Raw genomic sequence first — 16,736 nt, forward strand, 5'->3', positions numbered from 1 at the left:
TAGGAGCGGGCCATGCCCGCGATCAGATCAGGGGTTGGTGGTGAGTTCCCTGACCAGGGCGGCCAGAAGGTTGTGGGCCACGGTACGGGAGGCGGCGAGTTGGGTTTCCAGGTCGTCGACCAGGGCCATGAGTTCGTCCACCTTGGCGACGATACGGCGTTGTTCGGCGAGGGGTGGGAGGGGAATTTCGACAGTTTTCAGTCGTCCAGCACTAAGGCCGATATTACCAGCCGTTGTGGCACACATCGCTTCAATCGCTTCACGCGTTGGTGCGGCATTCATAGCGTAACAAACGTAACGTGGAGAATGCAAATCGGTATTAATCCGGAACCTGATCAACTTGTCTGGGTTGACTTGAATGCGCCTTGATTCACCACGATACAAAGAAAATCGTCCGACAAAGTGGAGATTACCGTTAAATCGGCAAGCAAGCAAATCACCAGGTGCAAGTTGGAATTTCTTGACTTCGTTTGCCGGCAAATCGACATGTTTGAAGTCTTCCTCGTTAACGTAGAAATCTTCACGCGAGGTTCCAGCGCTAATTCGAAGAACCTCAACTGCAGAGGGATCCGCAGTAGGACCTTTGGAAACACCGTTCACTGATGCTTCAGCGAGAATCGATTCGAGTGATCCGAGTAAGGGTTCTGACTCCTGCGGCACAAGTTTGCCCTGCACGGCGAGGGTGAGGATGGTTTTGCGGAGGTCGGCCGGGGAGACGGTGTAGGACGGGTGGAACAAGAACTGGAGGTTGTCCGGGGTGGGGGCCTGGGTGAAACGCGCCAGGCTGGCCTTGACCAGGACGGCGTGCTGGGCTTGCCGCTCTTGTTGCTGCGCCTCCAGTTGATCGCACAAGGCCATCAACTCATCCACCTTGGCCACGATCCGCTTTTGCTCGGCAAGAGGTGGGAGGGGGAATGGAAATCCCACGATTTTTACTTTGGAAATGTTTGGTTGCGCCCCGCCTTCGCTCGCGGAATGAAAACGTGAACGCTGTGACAACAGAAAAATGAACAGGTAGCGGTTTAGGACCCCATCAAATACGGTGCATCCACATACTGCCTGATTTGTTACAGCCGATTCGGCAAGGATAGCGACTTTTCCAATCGTTGCACCATACATAGCAAGCAAAATGTCCCCAGGCTCATTACGCCGGAACGAGCAAGTATTTAGGGCTAACTCGGATACCGTTTCCTCAGAACCTGCGAGAGATTGGTTGTCGTTGAGTTCTCCTGATTTTAGCCACGTTATTCCGCCGTCATATAATTCGGGATTACCACGAGAGGGTGTTGAACCAGACCCCCAATCGCCAATTTCTCCTAATCGGGTCCACGCCCAATGCTCAGGAATTAAAAAAGGAAGTTCTTCTTCATTAACCGGAAGAATAGCCTGTCTTTTTATGCGGCGATCAGCGACTAACCGTTCCTTTGTTTTCTTGATACGTTCGAGCAGCAAGTGAGCGCTTTCATCGACAGGGACTTGATTAACCAATTTCCCCCGAACCGCCAACTCCAGCACCACCTCCCGCATCCGCGCCACCGCATCCGGCGCATCGGCGAACAGCTCGAACTTCTCAAAAAAGGTTTCCAGCTTCATTCCCCTGCCCCACGGGTCGCGGTTAGGGCCTGGTGCAGTTCGGCCTTTAGCTTCGCTCGGGTCGCGGCGATCTGACTCAGCAGCTTTTCGTACTCGGGCAGCAACTGCTCGACATCGCCGGGGCCGGTGTCGCTGTTGTGCGGGTTCTTGCTATCGAGGTTGAAACCGCCGGCCCGGATGGTCTCGATGTCCACCCGCCAGGCAAACGCGTTCTCCTCGCGCTTATGCCACCAGGCGCGCTCCGGGGCGAACTCCTCGATGCGGATCGGCTTGGTTTTGTTGTAGCTTTTGGCGCCGGGCGGATAGGGGTGTTCGTAGTACCAGATTTCGGTGGTGGGCTGGCCCTTGGTGAAAAAGAGCAGATTGGTGCGGATACCGGTATAGGGGTTGAAGACGCCGTTCGGCAGCCGGACGATGGTGTGGAGGTTGCACTCGGTGAGCAGGGTTTCCTTGATCCGGGTTTTGACGCCCTCGCCGAAGAGCGTGCCGTCGGGGAGGACCAGGCCGGCGCGGCCGCCGGGTTTGAGCAGCTTCATCAAGAGGACGAGAAAGAGGTCGGCGGTCTCGCGGGTGCGGAACTCGGCCGGGAAGTTGGCCTCGATGCCGTCCTCCTCCATGCCGCCGAAGGGCGGATTGGTGACAATCACATCCACGCGTTCCTGGCGCGTCCAGTCGCGCAGGGGCCGGGCCAGGGTGTTGTCGTGGCGGACACCCGCAGGCACGTCGATGCCGTGGAGCATGAGGTTGGTCATGCAGAGGATGTGCGGCAGATGCTTCTTTTCGATGCCGGTAAAGCACTCCTGGATGGTGCGTTCGTCCTCCGCGGTTCTGGCCTGACGGCGCAGGTGCTCGATGGTGCAGACGAGGAAGCCGCCGGTGCCGCAGGCCGGGTCGAGCACGGTTTCGCCCAGGCGGGGATCGACCTGCTCGACAATGAATTGGGTCACGGCGCGCGGGGTGTAGAATTCGCCGGCATTGCCCGCGCTCTGGAGATCCTTGAGCAGCTTTTCGTAGATGTCGCCGAAGAGGTGGCGGTCATCCGAGGCGTTGAAGTCGATACCGTTGATCTTGTTGATCACCTGGCGCATGAGGGTGCCTTTTTTCATGTAGTTGTTGGCATCCTCAAAGGCGGTGCGGACGAGCGCCGCCACCCGGTCGGCGCCGACGGCGAGGTTCTTGAGCCGGGGGAGCAGGGTGTTGTTGACGAAATCCAGCAGCCCCTCGCCGGTGAGGCCTTCCTCGTCGGCGGCCCAGTTGCACCAGCGCAGTTCCGGAGCCAGCGGGGAAGAGTAGTCGTCGCGTAACAGTTCGAGTTCCTTTTCGCGATCGTCAAAGATCTTGAGAAAGAACATCCAGCCGAGTTGTTCGAGCCGCTGGGCGTCGCCGTAGGTGCCGGCGTCCTTGCGCATGATGTTCTGGATGGATTTGACCAGGGTGGAGACGTTGGACATGATTGAACCTAAGAACGGTGGTTGAGGAGAGTGTATCGGGATGTATTGGGGGGTTAAATCGATAGAGCTTCACGTGGCATCTTGTTCGCGGGCGTGGCCCGCTCCTACCCGCTGGGGCAGATTCTTATCGCGGGCAGGGCCCGCTCCTACGGGGTGCACCGGCGGCCGGTGGTTGTAGGAGCGGGCCCTGCCCGCGAAATGACGACGACCGTTTTTCTGTTCAGGCTTCTTCCAGGTAAAGTTCGGCCTCCAGGTGGTGGAGGGCTTTGATGTAATCGGGTTTCCCGCCAAAGAGCTTGATGATCTCCATCGGCGTGCCAAAGCTGGAAAGCGGGTCGACCTTGAGGATGTCGAACGACTCGAAACTCCTGAGCCCGGCATCGGCGTACTTGTCGAGCAGGGCTTCGAGCACGGCGCGGGCCTGTTCGCCGTAGCGGCCGAAGACATCGCGGCCGCGCACCTGGGCCACGCGCTGGCGGCGGGTACGCGGCGGACGGTCAAAGGCCACATGGCAGATCAGGTCGAAGGCATCGTAGCCGGGGCCGATCTGTTCGGCCAGTTCGTCAAGGAAGACGCCGCGAGCGGCCAGTTCCTCGACCACCGCCTGCTTGCGTTCGGCCGCGTTCCAGGCGGTGAGGAATGCGTCGAGGGTGGCGTAGGTTTGGCTCACGGTCCTGCGCGAGTAGTCGCGCAGGGATTCGGTGATCAGGCGGCCGTCGCCATCGAGATACTGGACCCGTTCGGTGGCGACGCGGACCTCAACATCGTCGACCACGTAGATGGTGGGTTTGCCTGCGGGCGGGTCGTCCCAGGCACCAGGCGGCTCGCCGGTCGTGGGATGGGGCGGCAGGTTTTCACCTCCGGTGGGCATCTCTTCCGGCGGCAGGGGTGGATCGTCGGGGCCGGGTTCGTAGATCTGCACCGGTTCGCCGTCGAAAGCGGGATCGGCAAACAGGGCGGTGGCCCGCTTGAAGTCCATGATGGTGAAGTAGAGCTTGCCGTAGTCCTCGTTGATGCGGGTGCCGCGGCCGATGATCTGCTTGAACTCGGTCATGGAGTTGATCCGTTTGTCGAGCACGATCAAGTGGCAGGTCTGGGCATCCACCCCGGTGGACATCAGCTGCGAGGTGGTGGCGATGACCGGATAGGTGGATTCCGGGTCGATGAAGTTGTCGAGTTGCGCCTTGCCCTCGTCGTTGTCGCCGGTGATGCGCATCACGTATTTGGCGTTGGCGGCGGCAAGATCGGGGTTGGCGTTGACCAGGGCCTGGCGCATGCGCTCGGCGTGGCCGATGTTCTCGCAGAAGACGATGGTTTTGTGGAACCGGTCGGTGGCCTTGAGGAATTCGCTGATCTTGGCCGCCACCAGGGCGGTGCGCCGCTCCAGGATGAGGGTGCGATCAAAGTCGAGTTCGTTGTACTCGCGATCCTCGATCACCTGGCCGTGCTTGTCGGTCTTGCCGATCTCCGGCCGCCAGCCGTCGAGGTCTTTGTCGATGCCGATACGGATCACCTTGTAGGGGGCGAGGAAGCCGTCGGCAATGCCCTGGCGCAGCGAGTAGGTGGAGATCGGCTGGCCGAAATAGTCGATGTTGCTGACCTCGCGGGTTTCCTTGGGGGTGGCGGTGAGGCCGATCTGGGTGGCGGCATGGAAATATTCGAGGATCTTGCGCCAGGCCGCGTCCTCGGCGGCGCTGCCCCGGTGGCACTCGTCGACCACGACCAGGTCGAAGAACGCGGGCGAGAACTGCTTGTAGATGTTCTGTTCTTCCTCGGTGCCGCTGACCGCCTGGTAGAGGGCGAGGTAGATTTCAAAGGCCTTGTCGGCGGTGCGGTTGGTGATCTTGGTCATCGCCGCGCCGAACGGTTTGAAATCGTTGTTCTTGGTCTGGTCGGCGAGGATGTTGCGATCGACCAGGAAGAGGATGCGCTTTTTTGCGCCCGACTTCCACAGCCGCCAGATGATCTGGAAGGCGGTATAGGTCTTGCCGGTGCCGGTGGCCATGACCAGGAGGATGCGGTTCTCGCCCCGGGCAATGGCGTCGATGGTGCGGTTGATGGCGATCAGCTGGTAGTAGCGCGGCGTCTTGCCGGAACCGTCGTCGTAATAGTCCTGGGTGGTGACGGCATTTTGGGCCGCATCGTAGCCCTTGGCGGCGCGGAAGCGGCTCCAGAGTTCGGCGGGGCTGGGGAACCGGTCCAGGGGGATTTCCCGCTCGATCTGCAAGGCGCCTCCGGTGCGGTCGTGTTCGAGGAAGGCGTCGCCGTTGGAACTGTAGGCAAAGGGCACATCGAGGATCTCGGCGTAGTCCAGGGCCTGCTGCATGCCGTCGCCCAGGCTGTGATTGTTGTCCTTGGCCTCGATCACCGCGATGGGGATACCGGGTTTGTAGAAGAGCAGGTAATCGACCTTCCTGCCATCCCCGCGCTTGACCACCTTGCCGCGCACCGTCACCCGTCCCTTGGTGATGAAATACTCCTCGCGGATCTGGGTCATCAGGTGCCACTTGCCGCCTTGGACGAGGGCCGGAGTGATGAATTTGCTGCGGATGTCCGCTTCGCTCAGCGATTTCTTGTTCATGAGCTGCCTTGGGGATGGGGTGCGGCAGGCAACTCCGCACCAGGCTAACCTGTCGATTTTTCTGTGTTCCGACCCTATACGGAACGAGGTGGAAAGTCAAAAGATTCGCTGAATGGAGGGCGAAATCCACCTCCACCACTCCTTCGGCTCCGGCCGGGCGGTTCCAGCTGGCCGCGCAACCCGCACGGTCCCTCGCCTTGTTCAAGGGAAAAATCCCGTGCCGAACCATTCCCGCGCGGTTGTTGCTCCCTGCTCACGGCACGGAGTGCGCGAAAAGGCTTGACAGCCCTGTTGTCATCCACTACCCGTTAAAGGATTTTTTCATACAGATCGCCGGGCTAGCAGGGTCACTGCAATGGCCGCGTCCGCCACGGGGGCCATGATCCCTCCTGCCTCAGTCATCGTCAGGTTCCGCAATCGCGGAACGAGTGCGTGCTCGTATCCCCGGATCGGGGTTCAGGTGGTTGTCCGAAATCCTTTGGGCAATCAAACCAGTTCATCATAGGGAGAGCAACATGGAATACAAGGAGATTTTGTTTGAGGTAGACGAGGGAATCGCCACGCTGACCCTGAATCGGGCCGACATTCGTAACGCCATCACCCATCCCGACATGATCGCCGAGATTAAATCGGCGTGCGACCAGGTGAACTCCCACCTGGACATCCGGGTGCTCATCCTCACCGCGGTCGACCCCGCCTTTTCTTCCGGTGGCAACGTCAAGGACATGAAGGAGCGCAAGGGCATGTTTGCCGGCACTCCGGCGGAGATCGTGGAACAGTACCGGAAAAATCTCCAGGAAGTGCTGCTGAGCGTCTACAACGTGGAGATTCCGACCATCGCGGCCATCAACGGTTCCGCTGTCGGCGCGGGCTGCGGCCTGGCGCTGATGTGCGACATCCGCGTCGCCTCGCGCAAGGCCACCTTTGGCGAAACCTTCTTGAATGTGGGATTGATTCCCGGCGACGGCAGCGCCTTCACCCTGCCCCGGGTGATCGGCATGGCCAAGGCCAGCGAACTGATTTTCACCGCCGAGACCATCGACGCCGACGCCGCCCTGGACCTGGGGTTGATCAACCACGTGGTCGACCATGAGGAACTGCTGGCGAAATCCCGGAACATCGCGGCCAAGATCGCCGGCCGGCCGCCCCAGGCGGTGCGCCTCACCAAGAAGCTGCTCCGCCTTGGCCCCCAGTCCACCCTGGAGCAGAGCATGCTGCAGGCCGCGGCCTATCAGTCCCTGTGCCACTTCACCGACGACCACATGGAGGCGCTGAACGCCATGTTTGAGAAGCGCAAACCGCTCTTTCAGGGCAAGTAACCAGGGGCGGCGCGACGGCATCGCCGTTGCCGTGAGCAGGGCAGGGTGCTTGCGGTTGGCTCGGACCCTGGCTTCGGACATCCGGAGCCAGGGTTTTTTGCGTCAACCCGCCGGGCGCATGGGATCGACGACCAACAGGAAAAAACGTGCGCGATCCTATTCAAGGATGGACTTTTTTGTTGGCATTGCAGTAAACTTTCCTCCCAGGCCGATTTGCTTTTACACCAAGAGGTCTCTCGATCTTTTTCCGGAGCGTGGCGATGTATTCTCGATATTCCGTGTTGATAGGACTGTGGGTGCTGTGCGCGGGTTTTGCCGGGAAAGAGGTGTGGGCCGCGTTTCAACTGGACGATACCTTTGGCCTCGACGGCCGGGTGGCGGTGGAGTTGGGCGTCAAGAACAGCGGCCATGCGGTCCTTGTCCAGCCGGACGGCAAGATCGTGGTGGCTGGTTCCACGTCGGGCGCCAAGGGAACAGCCATGAATTTCGCCCTGCTCCGGTTCAATCCCGACGGTTCCCTGGACCCGACCTTCAACGGCGAAGGTTCGGCGGTCACCTCCCTCGTCCCCGGCGACGACGAAGCCCTGGCCCTGGGGCTGCTGGCCGACGGCCGCATCGTGGCGGGGGGCTACAGCCACAACGGCACGGATCGCGATTTTGCCGTGGCCTGTTATCGCCGCGACGGTTCCCTGGATCCGACCTTCGGCGTCGAGGGCGCGGTGCTGACCTCCATCGGCAACGGCAACGAGGAGATAACCGCCCTGGTGGTCGATCAGAACGACAACATCACCGTTGTCGGCTCCTCCGAAGGCACGGTCGGCCGGATTCTGGTGGCCGCCCGCTATACCTCGGCGGGCGTGTTGGACAGTTCCTTCGGCGAGCAGGGAGTGAGCCTGATCGGGGTCGGAGAGGATGCCAACGCCGAGGGCCTTGTCGAACGCCGGGATGGATCCCTGGTCATCTCGGGGTCGTATGTGGACAAACAGGGGAGCGCCGCCATGCTGGTCGGTCTGCGCGCCAACGGCCTGCTGGAGACGACCTTTGGCAGCAAGGGGATCGCCACGGTTTCTCCGGCCTTTGCCGCCAGCGAAGGATACGGTATCAGCGAAGACGGCGACGGCCTGCTCTATCTGGCCGGCGCGGTCGGCAATCCGGGCCGGCGTGACGCGGCCCTCTTCCGCTTCACGCCCGATGGCCAGGCGGAGGGATCGTTCGGGCGGAACGGGGCGGTTGTCTCGGCCGTCACCGCCGAGGACGATGTCCTCTACGACGTGAGCGTGGGCCCGGCCGGAGTGGCAGCAAGCGGGTTCGCCGTCCATGCCGGGGCCCGTCAATTTTTGCTGATCTCCTATCTGGCCGACGGTTCGATCGCCGATGCCGCCGCCGGAGCCGGACAAGCCGCCGGCGACCCGTCCCCGGCGGATGCCGCGCCGATTCAGGAGGTCCGGGTAAACGGCCAGAGCAAGGTGCAGATCAGGCGGCTCCAGGTATGGAACAGCGAGGTTCGTATCCAGCCGTTGCAGATGTCGGATACGGCCGTTGCCCCGCCCACGGCCTGGCTGGCGCCCGCTGATTTTTCCGGCAGGGACCGGGGCGCCGAGGCGGGCCTGGCGCGAATCGGCAGGCATCTGGAGGGCTTTTTTCTCCCCTCTGCCTGGGCCGCCGATTCCGAAGCGACGCCGCGCGACAAAAATGCGACCGTGCTCGCGGCGCGGACAGTCACCACCGCCTTCAGCGAGGGCGAGTCACTCGGTTTTGCGCTCACCACGGACGCGGAGGGCGATGTGATCGTCGTGGGCACGGCCGAAGGCCGCGAGGCGAGTTCCATCGTGGCCGCACGGTTTGTCGCCGCCGACCTGATCGACCGGATCACCGATCAACCGGGCCATCGGAGCAGCCATATCACCACCTCGCTGACTGCCGACATCACCCGCACCACCGTGGCTACCGGAGGGGAAATCGGCGAATCGTTTGCCCACGAGGTGGTCCGCCGAGGGGTGGTGTTCAGCCGCAAGCAGGGGCCGGTCTACAAAAACGAAGCGAGCGCGGGGCCGACCTCCCTGGTTCCGGGCGGCATGCTGCGGCAACTCGAGGCATTTTTCGCCGCCGACGCCGTGGCGGCCGAATCCGCCTTCCTTGGCGGCACCAAGTCGGTCGGCGAGCAGGGGGTCGAGGCCGGACGCACCGACAACGGTGCCGGAAAAGGTGCGTTCAGCGTGTTGCTCGAACATCTCCGGCCCGGCACGGTCTATTACATCCGGGCCTATGCTCTGACCGCCGGGGGCGCCGTGTACTACGGCAACCAGATCAGTATCCGGACCGCGGATGCCTGTTTTATCGCCACCGCCTCCTTTGGCAGCCTGCTGCATCCCTGCGTGTCCATCCTGCGCGATTTTCGCGATGCCTGTCTGCTCGGCCACCCGGTCGGCACCTGGCTGGTCGATCTCTATTATACCTTTTCGCCGCCCCTGGCGGATGCTATTGCCGACAACGCGCCGTTGCGCCAGGTTGTCCGCTTGCTGCTGCTGCCGGTGATCGGTTTTTCCTGGCTGGCCTTGCAGATCGGACTGGCTGGAGCCTCCTGCGCGGCGGTCGCCTTGACGGCGATCGCGGCTTGGGCGATACCGTGGCCGCGTCGGCGCGGATAAGGCGGTCTGGGGGCGGAGGCAATCGGGAACCACAAGCCTATGATCTTCAACGTATTCGAGAGTGAACAATGACTGCACGACGTACACGCATGGCCCATCTTCTCAGCACCTCCCACGGATTCACCCTGATCGAACTGATGGTAGTCATGGTGATCCTGGGCATCCTGGCCGGACTCATTGTCCCGCGGATCATGGATCGGCCGGAGGAGGCGCGGCGCACCAAGGCCGGAGTCCAGATCCAGTCCATCGAACAGGCCCTGAAACTGTACAAGATCGACAATGGGCAGTACCCCACCACGGAGCAGGGCCTGGTCGCCCTGGTCGAGCCGCCGACGGTCGGGGTGCTGGCCAAGCGGTGGCGGGCAGGGGGATATCTGGACAAGGGCAAGGTGCCCAAGGATCCGTGGGACAACGAGTTTGTGTATATCTCTCCGGGGTTGCACGGCGATTTTGATCTGAGCTCCTACGGTCCGGATGGACAAGCCGGCGGCGAGGGCAAGGACGAGGACATCAACAACTGGGAATTGGAATAGCTGTTGTCCGCCCCTTTGACCGTCCAGTGGGTCATCCGCCGAACAACCGAGGGTTTACCCTGCTCGAACTGATCGTGGTCATGGCCTTGATCGCCCTGACCGCCTCGTTTACCGTGCCGCGGCTGGCCGATCTGTTGTATGCCGATCAGCTGAAGGTGAACGTGCGCAAGCTGGTGGGTCTGATCCACCAGGCCTCGACACTGGCGCAACGCGATCAGAAACCCCATCTGCTCAAGTATTTCGAAAATGAGCACCGTTTTGTGGTCGTCCCCGAGGCAAAAGCGGAGACGACGCTGGCCGGGGACGATACGACGGAGGCGGCGTTGCTCCTGGCCGAATCGGTGCGGGTCGGCGAGTTCTGGTTTTGGTATGGCGGGGCCCGCTCCGGAGAGGATCGGGTCATTCGTTTCAGCAAGGAAGGGTATGTCGAACCGACGATCCTCTATCTGCGCAAGGAAAACGGCCAGGAAATGTCGGTGGTGCTTTCCCCCTTTCTCGGCAAGGTCCGCGTTATTGACGGCCATGTGGTTCCGGAGACCGACACCTTTTCCCGCTGACCGCCTGCCTGAGGGGGGCAAGGGGCGGAGCGGGGGCTTTACCCTGCTCGAGGTGATGATCGCGGTGGCGGTGATCGCCATTGCCCTGGTGACCCTGATCGGTGCGCAATCGCAGAGCGTTTCCCTGGCGACCGGGGCGAAATTCGACACCCTGGCCTCGCTGTTGGCCCAGTGGAAAATGACCGACCTCATGCAGCAGGAGTATGACCAGCTGGCCGCCGGTCAAGGAACCTTCGGCGAGGACTATCCGCAGTTTTTCTGGAAAGTGACGGTGTCCGACCTCTCGGAGAGCGACACCGGGATCAAGGGAGCTGGCGACCTGCTGAAAATGCTGGAACTGACGGTCGGCGTCGAGCAGGATTCCCGTCTGGTCTACACCGTGCGCAGCATGGTCATGAAACAGCCGGAGGCGGGCGTCCAAGGGGACGCGGGCAAGAAACCGGAAGGGGAGCGGAAAGCGGAAGGGCCACCAGGGGCGCAAAAACCTCCTGCTTTGGAGACCGCACAGTGAGCGGACGCAACCATGGGTTCACCCTGCTGGAGGTGCTGCTGGCCATGTCCGTGCTGGGCGTCGTGGTGGCCATGCTCTCGTTGTCCCTTTCCTCGTCGCTCCAGGTGGTCGAGGCCACCGAACGGGAAGAAGAAGTTTTCTTTCAGGCGCAAACGGCCCTGCGGCGCATCACCGCGGACCTCGGCAGCGCCGTTGCGGTCCAGGAAGGGATGTTCGTCGGCGAAAACAAGGAGATCGACGGACGCCGGGCCGATCAACTGACCTTTTCTTCCCAGGCGCACCTTGTATTCAACCCGGAAAAACAGCAGCCAGGGGTGGCGATCATCGCCTACCGCCTGCAACCGGACGCCGACGATGGCCGCAACCTGCAACTGTTGCGCTCGGATGTGCTTCTTGCGCCCGGTTCGGCCAAGGACGGAGACGAACGTGCGGAACCTGTTTTTCTCCTCGCCGATAACCTGCGGTCGGTGCAGTTTACCTTTTTTGATCGCCAGGGTCAGGAATTTGACAGCTGGCAGCGGGAAACCGAGGCCAACGATCTGGACACAACCATGGAGCTGCCCGCTGCCGTCCATTGCATTCTGGAATTTTGGCTCGACCGGGACAAGGAAACCGTGCAGACCTTCAGCACCAGGATCCTGCTTCCTGCGGAGGTGCCACGTGCGGACTGATCCGATCGTGGCCAATCAGTCGGGCATGGCCCTGGTCCTGACCCTGCTCATCGTCAGCTTTCTGGTGGCCATGACCGTGCAGCTGATGATCACCGTTGACCGGCAGCTGACCGCGTCGAGTTCCCAACGCGAGCAGGTGCGGCTGGACGCCATGGTCTTGGGCGGACTGAACCTGGCCAGGGCCGCCTTGCTTGCCGATCAGCAGGACAACACCTTTGATTCGCCGCACGATGCGTGGGCGGCCTTTGACCCGGATCGGCTGAAAAGCCTCACCGACGACATGCAACTCGTCATCACCGTGAGCGATCTCTCCGGCCGGCTGCAGGTGAATGTCCTGGCTGACACCACCAACGAGGCCTATCGCGCGGTGTGGCTCCGCTTTCTTCTTTCCGGCAGGTTCGCCGTCAAGGAAAGGGATGAGGCCGAGGCGCTGCTCGACGCCATCGGCGACTGGATCGACGAGGACGACGATGAGCGGCCCAAGGGGGCCGAGTCTGCCTATTATCAGGGCCTGGCAACCCCCTTGGCCTGCCGCAACGGTCCCATAAGCACCCCGGAGGAACTGCTGCTGGTCAAGGGCATGACTCCGGTCATCCTCTACGGCGACGCCGAGCATGAGGGGCTCCTGCCCTATGTCACGGTGCTGGGCGGGGACGGCAAGATCAACCTGAACGCTGCTCCGCTGCCGGTGCTTCAGGCCCTGTCCTCGGAGATGACCCGGGAACTGGCACAGGAATTGATTGATTATCGGGAGAATCGAAAAAACGAGGAAACGCTGGCAACCGCCGACTGGTACCGGCAGGTGGGGGGATTTCCCGCCTCGATCGACTTGGGCGGCGAGCTGCTGACGGTTGTCGGCAGGTATTTTTCGATCACGGTCCGTGCCAGCCTGCACCAGTACAGCCGAACCGGGACCGGTGTCCTGCTCCGTTCCGATCAGGGACAGCGGCTTCTGCTGTGGAAGGTGGAATAAATGTCGGCACCCGGGCGCTTGCGGTCACCGGCGGCGGGATGATGGGTGGAGATGAGGTTCATGGGCTTGAAAATACTGGGGATTGATATAAGCGATTGTCAGGTGACCGGGGTGGTGCTGGACCAACAGCGCCGGGCTCCGATCCTGGTCAATGCCCTCAGTCTGCCGCTGTCCGAGGATGGCGCCATCGTTCCGGTCGTGCGCCAGCTGTGCGAGCAGCTGGAATGGCGGGAAGGGATCTGCGTGTGCGGCCTGCCGCTCTCCCTGTTCAGCGTCCGCAACCTGAGCCTGCCGTTCAGGGATGTCAAAAAGATAACACAGGCGTTGCCCTTTGAGCTGGAAGAACAGCTGATTGCCCCGCTGGACACGCTTGTTTCCGACTTTTGCGTGAGCAAACGGAGCGAGGAGCGCAGCCTGATCGTCGCCTTTGCGATGGAAAAGGCCTCCCTTGGCACCTTTTTGGGCGAATTGAATGACCGCATCGATCCGGACAAGATCATGCCGGCGATGGTGCCCCTGGCCATGCAGGTGGCTGGCGCCTATCGTGAACACACAAATTTCCTTCTGATCCACGCCGACATGCATTCCAGCACCATGACCCTGGTCGTGGACAGCGCGCCGGTTTTTTACCGGAGGCTCGCCTACCCGGAGGCGATGATTCTCCATCCGCCCTTTTCGTTTGCCCACGGCGAGGTGGCGGTGAGCGACATGGCCGCGGCCGAAGAGTGCATTCGGCTGTTCAGCCGGTCGATCGAACGCAGTTTGGATTATTTCCGGATGGAGAGCGGCATCAAGGATGCCCCGGAACGGGTGGTGCTGACCGGACCGCTGGCCGGCATGCCGGTGATGGCCGACATGCTCACCGCATGCCTCCGTCTGCCGGTGGAAACCATCGACCTGCTGTCGCGGACGAATATCGTCCACAGCGAGGAGCAACGCAGTCAGTGGCAAGGGTGGCACGCCGATCGGGCCCTGTCCGTGGCTCTGCAAGGGAGCAAAAAGACGGGGATCAATTTCCGCAAGGACGCCTTGGCGAAAAAGGGCGGCGTACGGTCGAGGAACAAACAGCTGGTCATGGCGGCGGCCGCCGCCGCTGTCCTGGTGGCGGCAATCCTGGTCGCGGCGGGATACGATTATCAGCGACTCAAACAGCGGGACCAGGTGTTGGCCGATGAAATGACCGCCATCTTCAAAAGCACGTTTCCCGAGGTGACCAAAATCCGCAACCCCTACGTCGAAATGCAGGCGCGGATGAAATCCTTGACGGGCTCGGGCGCCCCTGCCCCGACAGTGGTCACTGAACAGCGGGCCCTTGAACTGCTGGCCGATATTTCCCGCCGCATCCCGGAGACGCTTGTCGTGCGGGTCAACCGCCTTTCCCTTGACCGGCAATCGGTAGCGATCAAGGGGGTCACCGATACCTTTAATTCGGTTGAAACCATCAAGAGCACGCTGTCCGCGTCCCCCCGCTACAAAGCGGTGCAAATCGTCTCGGCCACCGCGGACAAGGACAAAAAGGACGGCGCGATCCGTTTTGAAGTCCAGATGGAGCTCCAAGGGATATGATGCGGCTGAACAAGCGGGAGAGGATTGCGGTCATCGTCGGCGGGGCGGCGCTGCTCGTTTTTGTCGTGGTCCAGTTTTTGGTATTTCCGCTGATCGACAACCGGGCGCGGCTGACCAAGCGGTTGGCCGCGCGGGAAAAGGCCGTGGTGGAGATGCGCAGCCTGCGGGAGCAGTATCAGCAGCTCAATCGGCACTCGGGCTCGGTGGACGAACTGCTGGCCCAGCGGGAAGAGGGGTTCAGCCTGTTTTCCTTTCTCGAAAACAATGCCGATGCGTGCGAGGTCAAGGAGCACATCGCCTATATGAAACCGTCGGAAACCCAAGGGAGCGCTTCCTTCAGGGTGAGCATGGTCGAGATGAAGCTGCAGGCCGTGCCCTTGAAAAAGCTCTTGGCCTTTCTTGAGAAGTCCGAATCACCGCAGCACCTGGTGGGCGTGGACAAATTGACCATCCAGGAAAATGCCCAGGAAAAAACAATGCTCGACGCGACCCTGTCTATGGTCAGTGTCGATCAGGCGGCCGAGGCGGCCGCCACCCCGTAGGAGCCGGGGCGTTTGATGGCCAGATGCACGCAAGGTTGGTTGCTGCGCGGTTTCGGGTATCTGCTCTACGTGCTGCTGGCCGCGGCGTTGCTGCTGTGGCTGCTCTTCCCCCGGGAAGCCATCCAGCGGCTGTTGGCGGGATACCTGAACAGCTCTTCTCCCACCCTCCAGTGGCGGGTGGGGTCCGTGACCCTGCACGCGCCCCTGCGTCTGACGATGGAGGCGATCGAGGGATACGGCAAGGAAGGGGAGAGGACGCCCCTGATCCGCGTCGATTCACTGGTCCTGTGGCCGGAGTGGATGGCTTCGCTCACAGCGCGAGCGCCACGGCTCGGGTACGGAATGCGGATCGGCAAGGGCAGGGTGGACGGTTCCATCCGCGCGGATGGCGGTCTGGAGCAGCTTGTCTTGCAAGGAACGGTCCGCGAGCTGCAATTGGCCGATTGGCCGTTGCTGGCGCTCCGGCTGGGTCGGGACGTGAAGGGGATGCTGGGGGCATCGTTTACCGGCACGGTTGCTGCGAACACAGGGCAAATCGGCCAAGTGGAGGCGCGGGTGCGGATCGAAAACGGGCAGATGGCATTGAAACGACCGATTCTCTCCCATGGGGTGCTGCCCTTCTCGGCTCTGTCCATGACCGTGCGCGGCGACGGGGCTCGGGTGCATGTCCAGGAGGGAACGGCGGAGTCGGGATTGTTTCGATGCCGCTTTTCGGGGACGCTCGAGCTGAACGAGGACCTCGCCGCCGCCCAGCTGGCCATCCGGGGCAGCTTGCAGCCGGAGGCCGGGTTTTTTAAAGGGGTGAAGAGCGGCATTGCGCTCCAGGCCTTTCGCGCCAAGCTCCAGGACGCCCCCCTGCCGTTTCGGCTTTCCGGCGAGCTGGCCGATCCGGGTATCCATTTCGAGGAGTTTTCCCTGCTGGTTCAAACCCTGGAAAAGGAGTTGCGATAACGCCGTGGTTTCCATTCTTGTGCGGTTGGTGCTCATTACCTTGCTTGTCTATGCCGCGGTCCAGTACTGGTACGGACGGGTGGAAAAGCGCCTAGAAGACAGCATGCCTCCGGAAAAGAAGGTGGTTGCCGCCGCTCCTGTCGAGCCGCAGGAGGCGCAACAGGAGACGGCAACGGCCGACAACGATCATCAGGTTATCGTGAGCAGAAATATTTTCAAGGCCGCGCTGGATACCGGCGAGGACCTCGAAGGCGATCAGGAGCAGGCCGAGCTGGAAGGGCTGGCGGAAACCAAGCTCCAGTTGGCGCTCCTGGGCACGGTGACCGGCGGCAAGGACGATGCCCGAGCCATTATCCGCGATGAAAAAACACAGCTGGAAGACCTCTACCAGGTGGGCAGTCAGCTGCAAGGGGCGGAGATTGTCCGGATCACCAGAGGCAAGGTGGTACTCCAGGTTCGAGGCCGGGAGGAGGTCCTGACCATCAAGGATCCCGGAAGTGATGACGGGGGCGGCGGTGGCGGGCGCGACGCGATTCCCGGCGCGGAGATGACGCCGCCGACACCGGCCATGGAGGCACCCCCACCCGACACCATGGAGCAACGGGTGCCGGAAGCCATGCCGCGCAGGCGCATCAGCTTCCGCAATCCCGCTCCAGTGCCGCCGGCGGCCAAGAATGAGGACAACGGTGTGCCCGGTGAGGAACAGCCCGATGCGCTTCCGGCCGACAGCGAGGAGCAGCTCCTGCCCGATGACGAGCGACCGGGAGGGGAACCTCAGGAAACGGAACCCGAGACCGAACAGCCGGCCAGGTGACGGGGCAATGGCTGGATCAGGCCGAA

Annotated in this window: 14 protein-coding genes; 11 read left to right on the forward strand and 3 right to left on the reverse strand. The window is 61.9% G+C overall.

Going from position 1 to position 16,736, the window contains the following annotated elements:
* Positions 1-27: 27 nt before the first annotated feature.
* From DESPR_RS18745 to hsdR, 3 genes are all read right to left on the reverse strand, one after another.
* Positions 28-1,593 (reverse strand): restriction endonuclease subunit S, encoded by a 1,566-nt coding sequence (locus DESPR_RS18745; RefSeq protein ID WP_015723372.1) that lies wholly within the window; start codon positions 1,591-1,593, stop codon positions 28-30.
* Positions 1,590-3,044, reverse strand: a complete 1,455-nt coding sequence (locus DESPR_RS03190; RefSeq protein ID WP_015723373.1) for an N-6 DNA methylase — start codon at positions 3,042-3,044, stop codon at positions 1,590-1,592. Before DESPR_RS03190 ends, DESPR_RS18745 begins: the two co-directional genes overlap by 4 nt.
* A 220-nt stretch (positions 3,045-3,264) precedes the next feature.
* Positions 3,265-5,625, reverse strand: coding sequence for an EcoAI/FtnUII family type I restriction enzme subunit R (hsdR, locus tag DESPR_RS03195; protein ID WP_015723374.1), 2,361 nt, complete (start codon positions 5,623-5,625; stop codon positions 3,265-3,267).
* A 515-nt stretch (positions 5,626-6,140) separates the two neighbouring features.
* Between hsdR and DESPR_RS03200 the strand changes: the two genes are divergently transcribed.
* The 11 genes from DESPR_RS03200 (at position 6,141) to DESPR_RS03250 (ending at position 16,710) form a co-directional block, all read left to right on the forward strand.
* Complete coding sequence (locus DESPR_RS03200) at positions 6,141-6,944, forward strand: enoyl-CoA hydratase-related protein (protein ID WP_015723375.1); 804 nt, start codon at positions 6,141-6,143, stop codon at positions 6,942-6,944.
* Positions 6,945-7,204: 260 nt separating this feature from the next.
* Entirely contained in the window at positions 7,205-9,592 is a 2,388-nt protein-coding gene (locus tag DESPR_RS03205) for a delta-60 repeat domain-containing protein (RefSeq protein ID WP_015723376.1), read from the forward strand.
* Between the two features lie 68 nt (positions 9,593-9,660).
* Positions 9,661-10,125, forward strand: a complete 465-nt coding sequence (gene gspG, locus DESPR_RS03210; RefSeq protein WP_015723377.1) for a type II secretion system major pseudopilin GspG — start codon at positions 9,661-9,663, stop codon at positions 10,123-10,125.
* 26 nt (positions 10,126-10,151) lie between these two features.
* A complete protein-coding gene (locus DESPR_RS03215; protein WP_015723378.1) occupies positions 10,152-10,682 on the forward strand; it encodes a pilus assembly FimT family protein in 531 nt (176 codons plus the stop codon).
* A complete protein-coding gene (locus DESPR_RS17710) occupies positions 10,648-11,193 on the forward strand; it encodes a type IV pilus modification PilV family protein (protein ID WP_015723379.1) in 546 nt (181 codons plus the stop codon). The genes DESPR_RS03215 and DESPR_RS17710 overlap by 35 nt, the downstream gene beginning before the upstream one ends.
* Entirely contained in the window at positions 11,190-11,864 is a 675-nt protein-coding gene (locus tag DESPR_RS03225; RefSeq protein ID WP_015723380.1) for a PulJ/GspJ family protein, read from the forward strand. Before DESPR_RS17710 ends, DESPR_RS03225 begins: the two co-directional genes overlap by 4 nt.
* Complete coding sequence (gene gspK, locus DESPR_RS17010) at positions 11,854-12,837, forward strand: type II secretion system minor pseudopilin GspK (protein WP_015723381.1); 984 nt, start codon at positions 11,854-11,856, stop codon at positions 12,835-12,837. The genes DESPR_RS03225 and gspK overlap by 11 nt, the downstream gene beginning before the upstream one ends.
* Before the next feature lie 60 nt (positions 12,838-12,897).
* A complete protein-coding gene (gspL, locus tag DESPR_RS03235) occupies positions 12,898-14,403 on the forward strand; it encodes a type II secretion system protein GspL (protein ID WP_015723382.1) in 1,506 nt (501 codons plus the stop codon).
* On the forward strand, positions 14,400-14,945 hold the full coding sequence (gspM, locus tag DESPR_RS03240; RefSeq protein WP_015723383.1) for a type II secretion system protein GspM: 546 nt from the start codon (positions 14,400-14,402) through the stop codon (positions 14,943-14,945). Before gspL ends, gspM begins: the two co-directional genes overlap by 4 nt.
* 15 nt (positions 14,946-14,960) lie before the next feature.
* Positions 14,961-15,896: a type II secretion system protein GspN gene (gspN, locus tag DESPR_RS03245; protein ID WP_015723384.1), complete on the forward strand. Its 936-nt coding sequence runs from the start codon at positions 14,961-14,963 to the stop codon at positions 15,894-15,896.
* Positions 15,897-15,900: 4 nt separating this feature from the next.
* A complete protein-coding gene (locus tag DESPR_RS03250) occupies positions 15,901-16,710 on the forward strand; it encodes a type II secretion system protein N (protein WP_015723385.1) in 810 nt (269 codons plus the stop codon).
* The last annotated feature ends 26 nt before the right edge of the window (positions 16,711-16,736 follow it).

Source organism: Desulfobulbus propionicus DSM 2032 (assembly GCF_000186885.1).
Lineage (GTDB): Bacteria > Desulfobacterota > Desulfobulbia > Desulfobulbales > Desulfobulbaceae > Desulfobulbus > Desulfobulbus propionicus.

Coding starts and splice junctions, on each gene's coding strand:
- DESPR_RS18745 (WP_015723372.1), bottom strand. CDS start 1,593: ATGAAGCTGGAAACCTTTTTTGAGAAGTTCGAGCTGTTCGCCGATGCG.
- DESPR_RS03190 (WP_015723373.1), bottom strand. CDS start 3,044: ATGTCCAACGTCTCCACCCTGGTCAAATCCATCCAGAACATCATGCGC.
- hsdR (WP_015723374.1), bottom strand. CDS start 5,625: ATGAACAAGAAATCGCTGAGCGAAGCGGACATCCGCAGCAAATTCATC.
- DESPR_RS03200 (WP_015723375.1), top strand. CDS start 6,141: ATGGAATACAAGGAGATTTTGTTTGAGGTAGACGAGGGAATCGCCACG.
- DESPR_RS03205 (WP_015723376.1), top strand. CDS start 7,205: ATGTATTCTCGATATTCCGTGTTGATAGGACTGTGGGTGCTGTGCGCG.
- gspG (WP_015723377.1), top strand. CDS start 9,661: ATGACTGCACGACGTACACGCATGGCCCATCTTCTCAGCACCTCCCAC.
- DESPR_RS17710 (WP_015723379.1), top strand. CDS start 10,648: ATGTGGTTCCGGAGACCGACACCTTTTCCCGCTGACCGCCTGCCTGAG.
- gspL (WP_015723382.1), top strand. CDS start 12,898: ATGGGCTTGAAAATACTGGGGATTGATATAAGCGATTGTCAGGTGACC.
- gspM (WP_015723383.1), top strand. CDS start 14,400: ATGATGCGGCTGAACAAGCGGGAGAGGATTGCGGTCATCGTCGGCGGG.
- gspN (WP_015723384.1), top strand. CDS start 14,961: ATGGCCAGATGCACGCAAGGTTGGTTGCTGCGCGGTTTCGGGTATCTG.